This is a genomic window from Candidatus Nitrososphaera evergladensis SR1, assembly GCF_000730285.1.
Taxonomy (GTDB): Archaea; Thermoproteota; Nitrososphaeria; order Nitrososphaerales; family Nitrososphaeraceae; genus Nitrososphaera; species Nitrososphaera evergladensis.
This window is the reverse complement of the sequence record NZ_CP007174.1, coordinates 484,432-497,147: the sequence shown is the minus strand read 5'-3', so window position 1 is coordinate 497,147 and position 12,716 is coordinate 484,432. Positions and strand designations below refer to the sequence as shown.

General features: G+C 45.6%; 13 protein-coding genes. 6 read left to right on the top strand and 7 right to left on the bottom strand.

The genetic code is table 11. The features are described from left to right. Positions 1-54 precede the first annotated feature (54 nt). From NTE_RS02410 to NTE_RS02390, 5 genes are all read right to left on the bottom strand, one after another. A complete protein-coding gene (locus NTE_RS02410; protein ID WP_148699578.1) occupies positions 55-321 on the bottom strand; it encodes a hypothetical protein in 267 nt (88 codons plus the stop codon). Between the two features lie 258 nt (positions 322-579). Continuing rightward, positions 580-1,797: a CAP domain-containing protein gene (locus tag NTE_RS02400; RefSeq protein WP_148699576.1), complete on the bottom strand. Its 1,218-nt coding sequence runs from the start codon at positions 1,795-1,797 to the stop codon at positions 580-582. Positions 1,798-2,210: 413 nt separating this feature from the next. Then, positions 2,211-2,384 (bottom strand): hypothetical protein, encoded by a 174-nt coding sequence (locus tag NTE_RS16280; protein WP_158385025.1) that lies wholly within the window; start codon positions 2,382-2,384, stop codon positions 2,211-2,213. A gap of 35 nt (positions 2,385-2,419) precedes the next feature. Then, entirely contained in the window at positions 2,420-3,394 is a 975-nt protein-coding gene (locus tag NTE_RS02395) for an FG-GAP repeat domain-containing protein (protein WP_148699575.1), read from the bottom strand. Positions 3,395-3,771: 377 nt separating this feature from the next. Further along, a complete protein-coding gene (locus NTE_RS02390; RefSeq protein ID WP_158385023.1) occupies positions 3,772-4,101 on the bottom strand; it encodes a hypothetical protein in 330 nt (109 codons plus the stop codon). 368 nt (positions 4,102-4,469) lie between these two features. Between NTE_RS02390 and NTE_RS02385 the strand changes: the two genes are divergently transcribed. Then, positions 4,470-5,111, top strand: coding sequence for a hypothetical protein (locus tag NTE_RS02385; protein ID WP_148699574.1), 642 nt, complete (start codon positions 4,470-4,472; stop codon positions 5,109-5,111). A 583-nt stretch (positions 5,112-5,694) separates the two neighbouring features. Here NTE_RS02385 and NTE_RS02380 read toward each other — a convergent pair. Then, positions 5,695-6,438 (bottom strand): transmembrane-type terpene cyclase, encoded by a 744-nt coding sequence (locus NTE_RS02380; RefSeq protein ID WP_476727298.1) that lies wholly within the window; start codon positions 6,436-6,438, stop codon positions 5,695-5,697. A gap of 193 nt (positions 6,439-6,631) precedes the next feature. On the opposite strand from NTE_RS02380, the gene NTE_RS16275 reads away from it, so the two are divergent. From NTE_RS16275 to NTE_RS02370, 3 genes are all read left to right on the top strand, one after another. After that, on the top strand, positions 6,632-6,802 hold the full coding sequence (locus NTE_RS16275) for a hypothetical protein (RefSeq protein WP_158385021.1): 171 nt from the start codon (positions 6,632-6,634) through the stop codon (positions 6,800-6,802). Between the two features lie 59 nt (positions 6,803-6,861). Then, positions 6,862-7,149: a hypothetical protein gene (locus tag NTE_RS02375; RefSeq protein ID WP_148699572.1), complete on the top strand. Its 288-nt coding sequence runs from the start codon at positions 6,862-6,864 to the stop codon at positions 7,147-7,149. Positions 7,150-7,581: 432 nt separating this feature from the next. Beyond that, positions 7,582-8,637 (top strand): prohibitin family protein, encoded by a 1,056-nt coding sequence (locus tag NTE_RS02370; protein WP_148699571.1) that lies wholly within the window; start codon positions 7,582-7,584, stop codon positions 8,635-8,637. Positions 8,638-8,838: 201 nt separating this feature from the next. On the opposite strand, the gene NTE_RS02365 is transcribed toward NTE_RS02370, so the two are convergent. Next, entirely contained in the window at positions 8,839-9,240 is a 402-nt protein-coding gene (locus NTE_RS02365) for a hypothetical protein (protein ID WP_148699570.1), read from the bottom strand. Between the two features lie 781 nt (positions 9,241-10,021). On the opposite strand from NTE_RS02365, the gene NTE_RS02360 reads away from it, so the two are divergent. Beyond that, positions 10,022-11,848, top strand: a complete 1,827-nt coding sequence (locus tag NTE_RS02360) for a hypothetical protein (protein WP_148699569.1) — start codon at positions 10,022-10,024, stop codon at positions 11,846-11,848. Between the two features lie 4 nt (positions 11,849-11,852). Next, a complete protein-coding gene (locus NTE_RS02355; protein ID WP_148699568.1) occupies positions 11,853-12,638 on the top strand; it encodes a hypothetical protein in 786 nt (261 codons plus the stop codon). Positions 12,639-12,716 lie beyond the last annotated feature (78 nt).

Here is a 12,716-nt window from a genome sequence, read left to right as displayed (position 1 = left end):
GAGAAGAAGGAGAGTCAAGTATGCCTTTACTTATTCTCTTTTTTTGATACGCCTTTATCTGTCGTCCAGGTATGTCATTTTAGGCAAATTGGCCTGCGGGTTTTCCTTGAGCACCTGCGCATGAATTGATTCTATGTATTTGCGTGCGCGACTCAGGTCGTTAGTTTGAAAAATAAACAGTACTTCACCAGAGTCATCGGCATTGCGCCAAACGTGCTTTAGATACAATCCCTGCTCGCCATGCTTTAGCATGTCTGCCTTGAGCATGTTTTTGACATCTTCAAACTTTACGTCTCTAAGTTTTGCTAATACGTGTGCCATGATACTGAAGACAAGCTGCCTCTATTTTATGAAAATATCTATCAAGGAAGGAGGGGAAGGAGATGGAGGCAGCAGGCAGCCCTTCGCTAGCTCAGACATTGCCTCAACATACGCTATCACAGATTGCAAGCCAGCAACAGAGCCTGCAACACATGCAATCTTGGATTCGAAAGAGGAGAGGAGAGAAAAAGAGAGAACGGTATTCACCACTTGTTCGCAGAAGATACAGCGGAGCAGCAATGTCGCGAGATTTCTCTGCTAGTTCACGAAAACAGATGTTTCAGATGTGGGAAGCACTTCATCTTCTGAATTCTGGGCAAGCATCACTATCGTGTAAACTCCCTTTCCATATGTATCGGATAGTTCCTGCAAAGAGAAGGCGATGTCAAATTCCGAACCTTGTGCTTGCCAGTTTTGAGCTTCTATGATAGAGAATTTGTCAGGTTGTTTATAGGCAGTGCCTTCTGGCGCAGGCTCTGCTACAAGAGCGATGAGTTTGCCCAAACCGTATGACTTGTCGTATCTATGTTGCTCGTAAATCTCTGGGGTCGGCAGGCTGTCGTAATAGACTTGCACATTTACGAGAGACAAACCGCCATCACCATCGTCGTTGTTGTTGTCAGTGCTGCTGTCGCCTCTATTGTCCACCAATGATCCGCTCATAGTTATCATCTCCATTTGCTGTTGTTGACCCGAATTGTCATCACTATCATCGTCGTCGTTGTTGTTGGCGTCGGTCTCCTCTTGTTCTTCGCTTATCCTGTGCGTCCATACTGTGTATTTATCCTCAAAGTTCTGCACCATGACAAAAAAGTAGTCGTCGTACGCGATTCCAATGCTCACGTGAGTATGGTGCTTGTCGAGAATATTGTTTCTGTGGCCGTCGTCGCAGCATTCTTTGTCTTTATCCATCATGTTGTATTCCACCTGGTCTATCGCTTTGCGCGGATCGGTCTTTTCACATAGCAAGGTGCCAGAGACGCATCCGTCATAATCCTGCGGATAACCAGAAGTAGCGACATTCTGCGCTACTGCGCCTTCTCCGCCGAGCCTAGAATATGTCATGTACGGCTTTTCTCCGTCTGTCGTCCAATGCGATATCATCCGTGTTTTTAAAACATCTTTGGCATGTACCTGCGCAGCCATATTGTCGCCCATGCTGACAGGAGCGATGCCAAATTTGGCCCTGTCTTCGTTTATCCTTTGAAGTGCATATTGTTTCAGTTCGCTATTGTTATTATTATCTTCATTATCGCCACTAGTACCACTTCTATTATCACCGTCATCATCATCGTCGGCGTCGGTGGCAGCAGTCAATTCAACTGCTGCGGCAGATTGTACCAGTCTGCCAAGGGCAGGCGACATCATTGTTGCCATGAGCAACAAGGCAACTGTCAAGATGGCCAGAGCTGCTGCTTTTGTTGGATCGTTGCTGTTACCACAAACATAACGCTTTTTTTTGTCAAGAAACGACATATGGGAGTAATTAGTTCCACACGCATGGAATAAAGCCTGATGGCAGCCTCTACAGTACCAATTGGTCGGTTAAATTCCAGATAATCGCTCTGACTTGCCATTGTTGCAGATTTTTTAGATAGAATGTATTTGCCCTGCTCAAATGATCAATGATCAGCCGGTAAGCAGGGCTTAATTATCTTGGATTTCTATTCGATGGTCATGCTAAAACACCTTGATACAAAACCCCTAGAGCCAAGAAAGAACAGATCAAGTCCTTTCTATTGCAATGCATGTGGAGACATTGCAACGGCAACGGTACTCTTTGAGACACAAGATAGCAGTATTATCGTAATGCGAAGGATCTGTAACAAGTGTTTGTCTAGCGGAGACTATGCCTTTGATTGAAAAAGGTCTCTAGTGACACAGGATCTTTAAGGAACAGAAAGGGAGAAGGAGAGGGACAGAAGCACGCGAATAAGGATATTTTTGCTCCTTGCCTCCTCATCCTCTTTTTCTGCCTTCTTTGAGATTTCTTGCCCGCTCCTCCTTCTTCTTTTTAGCCACGTGGCGAGCACATCAGGATCAGCGGGTGAAATCCAGTTCATCCGCAGACAGGGATGACACCGCCGCTACTGCCGTTCTACGACCGAGCTTTCCATGTGTCAAAATCATATGTTTCTCCTGTCTCCGGCAAGGCCGTGCCTGTTTGAACAAGGAACTGCTGCGGGTTGGCACCAGAAATTACGTGCAATTCAGTGCCGTTTGTTTCTGTGTCAATCATTTTAATGGCGACAAGGTCGGAAGTGCCATCGTTGTTCCAGTCATCTGCAGCAAAATCAAATTCCTCGCCGGCTTGCGGCAGGGCTGTGCTCGTCTGGACAAGGAACTTTTGTGGATCGGCTCCTGATACAACCTGTATCTCGGTGCTGTTGGATTGGGTGTTTGCCATCTTTATGGCTATTACGTCAGCAGTTCCGTCGTTGTTCCAGTCGTCTACTGCAAAATCAAACCCGTCACCTGTTTCTGGCAGGGCAGTGCTGGTCTGAACCAAGAACGCAGTAAAGTTGGAAGCGCCGTCAAGTACCTGCACCTCTGTGCTGTTTGTTGCAGTGTTTGTCATCTTGATGGCAACCAAGTCTGAAGAGCCGTCGTTGTTCCAGTCGTCGAATCCAAAATCGTACGTTTCGTCAGTGTCTGGCAGGGCAGTACCTGTGTCAAGGAGGAATGTGGTAAAGTTGGAAGCGCCATCTAGGACCTCGACTTCTGTGCTGTTGGATTTGGTGTCACTCATCTTGATGGCGACTATATCCGCTGTGCCATCATGGTTCCAATCGTCTACTGCAAACTCGTATGTCTCGTCCGTCTCTGGAAGAGCAGTACCTGTCTGGAGTAGCAGCTGCTGAGGGTTAGTACCAGGGATTGCATAGACCTCGGTGCTGTTGGATTTGGTACCGCTCTTTTTAAAAGCAAACAAGTCCGGTGACGGTGTCTGGGCGGCTGCCAGGTTTGGCTCTTGGGTCGCCGCTATCGAGAACATGCCGGAGACAAGCATCATTGAAATGACGATTGCCGGCGTTTTGTATCTTTTTTTGTTGTTGATGATGGTATTATTCATCGTCCTAAATTTCGAGGTTTGTTTTTAACCACAACAGGTATTCTAGCAGATAACAAAATAATGAAATCATATATAGGAAGAAGATTGTATTCTGCACCCCGTACAAGAATTATTTGGTTTTCGGTGGCGGGTTTTGTTGTGTGTGCCGATTGTTCTTGATACCGTTTCTCGCTGCGGCTGTGCCTGCAAAAAATGTACGTCTTTGATTTTGTTAAAGCAAGTCTATTCGGCACGGTCATAATAATGACATAAAAATGAAAAAGTAGTGGTAACGCCAGTAGTTACCACATTTACTGTAGAGCCTGCAATGCTGCTATCTATTGCTTTTACCCTCTCCCTTTCTATTCCATTTTACTGTCGAAGGGGCCTGCTGTTCTTTAGGTATCAGTGATGTTTGTGCTTGTGGTGCTTGTGGTATTTGGGGTGCTTGTAGTGTTTGTCGTCATCATCGTCGTCTTCATCATATCCGCTATTGCCGCCGTTACCTCCGTTGCCGCCATTCCCACCGTTACCTCCGTTACCGGAACCGTGACTATCTCCTCCATTTCCACCGTTACCTCCGTTACCTCCGTTGCCGCCGCTGCCATGTCCGGGACAGAAGACGCAGTCGCCGCCGTCTCCACCATTGCCGCCGTTACCTCCGTTTCCGCCGTCGCCGGAACCATAACTATCTCCTCCATCGCCGCCATTGCCACCGTTGCCGCCATTGGATGCAAACGCATCAGGTAAAGAGATTGCATATGATGCGATTGCGAGCCCCAGCACTAGGCTCATCAACAACATTTTGCTTTTTACATGACTGCTTATCATCAGACGCTGTCTAACAAAAGTTTGATTTAAGACTGATGCAAAATAATGGGTATAATGACCAAATATTACAGATAGCTAGAGTCAAACATCATTATCCTAGTATTTTTTTCATAGATTATGAAATTATTATACTTTCATAGAGTAAGACACTATTGGTCTTTCTACCTAATTTAAGGTAATAATAATCTTAAAAGAGTTTTTGCGATAATTGTATTATGAATTATCGCTTCTCAATGCTTTAAGGGGGCATCTCATAGTCTATTAAATGATGTGGAATGCCATATCTAGCAAAAACATCATGCTTTTCGTGGCTATTGCAGCTGTTGGATTAGGTCTTCTGTCATATGCAACATCACTACAATATGTGATTGCAATTCCTAATAGAGGGGACAATGACCCAAAGAATAGCAATAAAACGGCGAACGATGGCCGTGATGGGCATCCGGGCCTCAACGGCAAAGGCCAAAATGGTGGCCTCGGAGGCGAGGGTGGCAAGGGTGGCACAGCCGGCAGCAGCGACGACGACGAAACGACGGCGGCGACAGCACGAACCAATGAGACGAAGAAGATAATGCTCTACGAGAGGCACAACCCGATGCACAGATATAATGAGACGAGCGAGTCGTACTTTGACTCGGAAGGAAACGAGTTTGTATGTGACGAGGTTTTCAACGGCTCAATATACTATAAGTTCAATGAGACGGCCTTTTTCAAGTGCGACAGTATTAACAGCGTTGCAGGCGACCAGTCCTTTGTTACGGTGCCGACGATAGTAACCGAAGAAAACGCCACTCAGTCGGAATCAAGTAATAATAATGGTCAGAACGGTCAAGACGGGCAGGACGCGATAAACGGTATGGATGGCAAAGATGGGAGGGATGGCAGAGACGGCATGGACGGAGCCTAGCGCCCTCTTCCTTGCCTGCACACATAGAGCGACTGTGCATAGCCAGGCATCAGAACGGCTCCAGACACCAGATAAAGAGAAGGTCGTAGAAAGAGAGGGAGGACAAATGCCAAAATGGTTGTATCAATTCATCCTGATGATAAGCATCGTAGAAATAGACACATGCATTAGCGCGGCTTCAGCTTTGGGGTCGAAGGCTCGCTTTTGATTTCTGCTAGCCCTCCGCACAATGTGTGATAACCAGGTATTGATATTATCGCACAAGGTTACAATGCCTCGATATAGATCTGTTCTAAAGACGGCTTAAATCAATTGTCGACGAAAAGTACATGCTTTGATAAAAAAGCTAAGACCAAATAATCGCCTGCCAACGAGATTATGCAGAACCCTGAAGTTCTAAATCACGAGATTGCGCAGGAGCTCTATTTCTGAAATAATCAGTCCAATTAAGAGATTTTATCAGAGAGGCTCGAAACCACACAGACCTGCTTCTTTGATATTAAATGATGTGCCTGTCAAGCGACCCGTCAGTATGGGAGGTTCAAAATCCTGCCTTTCGCACCTTTTTCCTTCCCATCCTTTCCTACTTCTTTAACAACTGCCCAAAGAAGAGTAGTGATATCTTTTGCTGCCTGGAGCGTTGGTACACCAACCCTGTGTATATTACGTCGCATACGAATATGGAAACGTAGAGATATGTCATCAGAAATGACCCGTGCGAGATCGGCTGGTACAGGTAGAATGCAAGGCTGCTAACGCCGGTTCCAAGCATCTTGAAGAGGGCAATGTAGAAGGACTGTCCTCTAAGGCTATTACTACTATTGTCGTCACTGCTGCGGCTGAAAAACATCCATATGAACAAGACAGACATCATCAGGTTCTGTGCAAAAGCCGCGTACGCCCCATGCCAGTCCTCAAATTCGTATGTTACAAAAAGTACGGCAAAGAAGGCCATCACCAGCCCAAATGAAAATGCAAGATAGAATTGAGCCGTAGAGAATTTTGGAAAAAATTCTTTTTTGCCATATTTTAAGAACTGAAATACAATGATCGCATCAAGTGCAAACCATGCATAGTTTATGTACAGTTGAGGCGGTGAAACGGGATGAAGCATCGAGAATATCGCCTCCCAAGAAATGTTTGCACAAAGGGCCGCTAGCGGCATTCCAAAAGTCTTGTCTTTGAATCCTTGACGGATTATCAGGACATATGTAATGGACCAAAAGACTCCTCCTGCTACCATCAGTTCCGTATACATTTTTTTCAGTCCGTGCTCCTTTTTTGGAGACTCTCTATTTGTTCCTTTTGCGTGCGCGAAAAGGAGCAGACGCGCACGCCGTTTGTCGAGCGCAAATTTATCCTAGCACGTTGCGGCATACTTCATCATTGTAGTATTTTGGCAAATGGCATTCGTAGCCCTCGCATGATAAGGAGGTTTTAAACTGCTGCCATTCTCCGTAGCCAGAGGATAGCGTACCCATTTCCAACAATCATGACCGATGCTGCTATTATTATTGCCATTGTCAGCGACCTCTGTTGACAGCAGCATATCATCATTATCTGCCGCAAGGGAGATCGTTGGTCTGGCTGCACTTGAGCTTGAAACAAAAACGACCTCTAAAGCCACCGCCAGCAGCATCTTGGTTTCAAAGAAATATGGCCGGCCCGTTAATTCGACGATGCCACAATAGCGGCAGTGCGCATTTTCCTAAACTATAAGGTAAATAGCAAGATTGCAGAATTAGATACTATGAGTGATTTTGCTTTCTTTAGATTTATGAGCCAAGGTATGCTAACAAAGGAAGAAAAAGAACACAAGGATGAGATTATCACGTTAACCGAGGAAGTACTTCATGAGAGGGGCCTCAAATGCGATGCGAGTATTGCAAAGGTTTCAGAAGCCGAATTAAAGGAAATTCTTGAGAAAGTCAGGGCGCTTCGCAAAAAAAAGAAAAACGTATCCAATTCAGAAGTTATTATTTCAGAGGATAGGCAACGTGAGGAGGAAGAAGAGGCAGAAGCGATAACATGCGCTTAACAGACAGGATCAGTGGTTGAGCGAGGACCATACGCACATGGACTTTACAACACGCTGGCTTTCAATCCTCGGGATAGGAACAGTACTCTTTGCCATTTCTTTACTCGTTCTACGAATACCAATACGCACAATTCTCATCTTTTTCGTACTTGGATTATCTGTTGTCACATTATGGTTATATGCCGACAGAAGGGCGAATCAACAAAAGAAAATTTCCTCGATTACCCGTCAAGCATGCCTATGTCCAATATGCAAACATGAAGAGGCAGGGCTGTGCATTCAGCAAAAATGTGCATGTTGCCTCATAATGAAAGGAGACACCATCATAGGTCATTCTTTAAATCCATTGCAGTAAAAGGAGAGAAAGCGTCTTGCTTCTCAAGTCGATTATGCGCATGTAGCTTAAATGCCTAAGAGTGCATATAATAAGCAATGGCGGATGATGTGTTTCCGTCTGCACTCGTTTTCAGCATAATTTTGCTCATTATAGCTGCTGTCCTTTCTTCAATAGGGATTAGGCGTTATATGCGGCGGCGACGCAACAGACAACGGGAAGTCAGATACGAACATCCACCACCGTCACAACAACAGCAGCAGCCGTCTGGACTAGGAATACCATCATTAAAAATGCCGACTCTTCCAAGAGTAGAAAACAAGCTAAAAATCGTGGCAGCGGTTGTAACTGTCATAGTCGTCATAATTATCCTCGCTGAATCGGTAGTTATTGTGCAGGCAGGACACAGAGGGGTCGTCCTTTATCTGGGTGCTGTTGAACCCCGCGTACTCAGCGAAGGGATACATTTCATAACACCATTTGCAGAGCAGGTAATACAGATGGAGGTGAGAACGTTGAAATTCCAAGCTGATGCCTCTGCGGCCTCAAATGACTTGCAAGAAGTGCAGACGGTCATAGCATTAAACTACCATATTGATCCGAATGGCGTAAACACCATCTTCCAACAGCTAGGTGCGGACTATGCGGACAGAATAATCTCGCCTACCATACAAGAATCTGTCAAGGCAAGCGTCGCAAAATTTAATGCAGAAGAGCTGATTACAAAGAGGGAGACGGCAAAAGGCGTAATTGCTGATACTATACGTAAAACACTGTCTCAGAGAGACATCAGTGTTGAGACAGTATTCATAACTGACTTTAAATTTTCGGAAGCATTCGCCAATCAAATTGAAGCAAAAGTAGTAGCTTACCAAAAATATCTAACTGAACAGAACAACCTCAAGGCAGTACAAGTGGTTGCAAACCAGACTGTGGTTCAAGCTGAAGCACAAGCGAGAGCAAATGTGGCTAAAGCAAATGGTGAATCACAGGCAATCAAGATCATTAACGAGCAATTGAAACAGAGTCCGGATTATCTTAAGTGGCAATCCATAAACAAGTGGAACGGACAGATGCCATTGGCTCTAGGTACCAATGCATTTCCATTTTTTGAGCTACCTGTACAGCCGCAGAACCAGACCAGGCAGCAATAGGGTTTTATCAAGCCTCCGGTCGCCTGTGAAAATAGATTAGCATCATCCTGCAACCAAGTTACAGCATCGAACGCAGAATATTCACACTGATACATGCAGGGTTGTTGTTTGGTATTTTGTACTCCGAAAGTTTTCTGCTTGTTATGTGCGTGTGTGTGGTAGTTTAAATCCACCACCAGTAGTTTGCGCGTACCTCCAAGACTATTCGTTAGCATGAATTGATTCTTGTTTATGAGTTTCATAGTGGTGTTCATCGGCATCCTCTTTGGTCAAGAACTCTTTTGCACAGGTGATACATCTAAAAGTACCTAATTCATATTCGCTGGCAGGATCCTTTTCCATCGGGGAGTCTGTGAACCGATTGATATTATTGTCAATGAGCGGAAGGATCTTTTCCGTTATTATCGAGTCAAAATTCTTTTCTTCCTTGTCAATAGTCAAGAGCAGATAATGATGCTTTGTAATTGGTATGGTAGCACGATTCAATCCTTCATACTTTCCAAAGGCATACCTTAGTTTTCCTATTTTTGTTTCAAATTTTGTCCTAGTCTTATGCCGGGATATCGCGGAGAGGACATATTCCTCATTTTCCTCCTGTGTCAAAAGGGGCAACAAGCCGGGCCTTTGCTTAGAACTTAGGATTACACCATTGTCGCTTGCAATGGCTGTCCATCGAATAGAATTAGCCCTCGCTAGAATTTGCTCACAAAGCGAGTTGAGAAACTGATAATCCACTACCAATGGAGCGCGGCCATCACCACCTATCTCTCTTTTTTCCGTTCCTCTTTCTCATAGTGATATGGCACAAAGAAGTAATAAAAGACTGCGATCGGCCCTTCCCTTCAAGTTAGTTGCAATTGTTATTGTTGTTGTCTCGTTACACGCTGCAAAGGCTTTTCTTTAGCTCCTTTGCGCGGTAAAATGTGTTGCAAGAACTGCAGGTCCATACGGGATCTTTGCTTGCTACCCAGTAGCCGCCGTCAAAGTACTTCATATTCAGAACAGTGCAGCACTTTGGACAGGTCAATGACATGTTACGGCGGTCACTGCAGAAATATTTCAACTAATTACAAAGAAAATTTCATTTGTATGATATATTGAAAGACACTGCGGCTGCATGTTATATTACAAAGTATATGGCACATACTTTCAAAGGCAAGATAAAAGCGAACTTCCCTACACAATGGTTAAAAGTCCCAAATCTGGACACACAATAATGTCCTTAACTAATAACTGTGACATTTTTGCTGCGATCCATGATGAGGGCATTAATAGAGTAATTCGGCATATCATGCGCCAGCGTCCATCCCTCTTTAACTATGGGACGTCGTTAGTAGCATCCAACCCTCAATTACTTTGTGAGCGCATCGATGCAGCCCCAGAAGTGATTCGAAATCGGAACCCTCTGGTCACGGTTCTTGACCCACTGCCAGTCATTGGATTGAGTGGCCTTCCGCAGGATACTTCTTTAGGTCCGACCAACTTGGGGCTGAATTTTGGAGTTCAACTTTCTAAAGGGGAAATGGACTTTTTCAGAGGGAACGTATTCAGCCTCCCTCCTGAACTCAGTCCTCTTGCAAGTCAGCGCCTGGCCGTGCACTTTAGAGTGTGTGCAGGAATTGGCTGCCCATCAAAAGAAATAGTGCTGCCCGGAAAATTGGCAACAACATCATCATCACTATCAACTTTTGCCAGTAGCTTTGCCAGAGAACGTCGTATCATATCAAATTCCAATGCAGCTCTGCAGGATATTCTGGGACCTCATGCCGGCGCTTCCCTGCCGGGTCGAGATGGCGATAACAGTAACATAACTTTGCCAGCAACGCGGCTGGAATGTTTTTGCCTTGACCTGTTCGCAACGGCAGGATGCAAGATAACAGGGCTGGTCGGAAATCAAAGAATAGAGCCCAGAGTGGACGGCATAGAGATAGTAGACCTAAAGCCGGAAGGTATGGAAAACGCAATCGAATGTTACGCCAGGCTAGTCCTGAATCACGGAATATTTCCCCCTGTTGCAGAATTCATTTCAAAACTGGCATTTGGCTTATTTGAACTGCCAAGCCCTAATCCAGGCGACGATGTCCAAGTTTCAGGAGATATCCAAGTTTCGGCATCCACGGCAGTCCCTAACAACCCTGCAATAGAGGACGACCAACTCAAGACATTTATCAATTTAGACAAGGTGGATCTTGACATAGTGATTTCTCCATCGGGCAGCGGAGGCGGAGGTAGTGGGGGCGGTGGTGGCGGAGGAGGAGGAACAATAACCAGAACTGTCCGGCCTCGCACTCGGACTGGAACCTTTGACCTGACGGCTGCAATATCCGAACAAGCCTTCAAGGAGATTTACGGTGCCGTCATCAAGGGCTTCAAGTTTGTCAAATCAGGCACAGGCAGCTCCGGCATATTCACTGCATCTTACTCGGTAGCAGCACATCTTGAAGGTGGCACGATTGACCTGCGCAGCAGTGGCTCAATAGTGGTAAGCGAACTGGATGTCAAGTGGGACACGCTGCATGTCAATATTGGCATTGACATCCCCACGGTCACCATAGGGGGATTTTGCATTATTCCCAACCCCTTTGGCGGATGCCTAGTTAGGGCGCCTTCCATAGACCTTTTCAGCGGTAGCCCGGATATCTCCATACCGCTTGACCTAAGCGGAATCATAACGTCTGAAATAACTTTTAGCGCAATCCCCAAGGTGTTCTACGGCGTTGGTTCTGGAGGGTTGTCAAACAGATGGCAGATTACTCTGGTACCAACACTTCCAATCGATCTTGACATAATTGACATAGCCGACACCGCAGGAGATCTATTTCACAACCTCATAGTCGACGCAATCGATAACCTCCTTGGCTCTCTCGGGCTTCCAGACTGGGCAATAGACTTTATCGACTTTGTTCTTGGAGGTATTGAAGGGATAATCAGAACTGTCCTGGACATCCCCGACGACGTTGGAGAATTCCTGCTGGACTTGATTGGCAACCTAGGAATATTTCAAGCGCTCATCGATGCCATAAGTCAGTATATCGCCATAACGCTCTTTGAGCTCGAGGACCCCTTGGAGGTCCTTCCAGCAAACCCCGTCCCCACGCCTGCAAATCCTGTTGCACCACTAATCCCGGTAAAGATTCCAATCGAGTTTTTAGGTATCAGAGTTAATAGCGGCGGTAATGAAATGATAGTAGAAGGAGACGTGGGAAATTAGAGACATGAATCTAATAAATAATATCAACCGCCACCTGTTCACCCAAGTAAATGTAGACAGCGGATCACTTTCGATACTGTCCGCCGTCATACACAGATTTGCACAGCCTGGCGAGTACGAAGGCATTGTGATGAAGGGACCCATCAAGACGCAAAGATTCACCGTTACAGTTGTAGAGGATAATAATATTATTAGTAGTAGTTCTCAGGCGGCCGCCGCCACTAACACAAATGCTGCAGCCGCCGAACAGATCAAAGTTGATCTAAAGGATACAGCCAGTGATCGTTTCACATTGAGAAGGGGAGGATACGGAGTATTTTATGTCTCCACAGGGCCTGGCGGTTATGTAGTAGAGATTCGCAAGTATGAAAAAGGCTCCCAGGTCAAGGTATTTGATAGCTCTGAATTAAAGGAGGATGACATCTTTTCCACCACCATCATTCGGCCTGGAACTTACTCTGTTACAAATACGCTAAACAATGCCAAGGCAGAACTTATGGTGAACTACCCGGAAATTGGCAAGACGCAGAGGAATCCTCAACCCATCAAGATCGAGTGTACCGCGCAGAATCAAATTAATCCAAATAGGATAAGAATCGACCCGTCGCAGGGATTAGTATTTACGTCCAAGACGCCTTTTCGAATAAAGATCGAGCTGACAAAACCGGAGGATAGGCCTTCAAGATTAGCACGCAAGGAAGGGACGCTTGCCCAAAGAATTGCTCAGCAAAAGGGACAGGAAAAAAAGATCATACGCAGATACAGGCTAATGCCAAGTGGCGGCAGCTGACCCAGACTGATTGGCAGAAAATGAAATGATCAGGTGGAACAAGTGTGTAGATGATGTATATGTGCCATTTCTGGCAGA

Coding starts and splice junctions, on each gene's coding strand:
- NTE_RS02410 (WP_148699578.1), bottom strand. CDS start 321: ATGGCACACGTATTAGCAAAACTTAGAGACGTAAAGTTTGAAGATGTC.
- NTE_RS02400 (WP_148699576.1), bottom strand. CDS start 1,797: ATGTCGTTTCTTGACAAAAAAAAGCGTTATGTTTGTGGTAACAGCAAC.
- NTE_RS16280 (WP_158385025.1), bottom strand. CDS start 2,384: ATGAACTGGATTTCACCCGCTGATCCTGATGTGCTCGCCACGTGGCTA.
- NTE_RS02395 (WP_148699575.1), bottom strand. CDS start 3,394: ATGAATAATACCATCATCAACAACAAAAAAAGATACAAAACGCCGGCA.
- NTE_RS02390 (WP_158385023.1), bottom strand. CDS start 4,101: ATGGCGGCAACGGTGGCAATGGCGGCGATGGAGGAGATAGTTATGGTT.
- NTE_RS02385 (WP_148699574.1), top strand. CDS start 4,470: ATGATGTGGAATGCCATATCTAGCAAAAACATCATGCTTTTCGTGGCT.
- NTE_RS02375 (WP_148699572.1), top strand. CDS start 6,862: ATGAGTGATTTTGCTTTCTTTAGATTTATGAGCCAAGGTATGCTAACA.
- NTE_RS02370 (WP_148699571.1), top strand. CDS start 7,582: ATGGCGGATGATGTGTTTCCGTCTGCACTCGTTTTCAGCATAATTTTG.
- NTE_RS02355 (WP_148699568.1), top strand. CDS start 11,853: ATGAATCTAATAAATAATATCAACCGCCACCTGTTCACCCAAGTAAAT.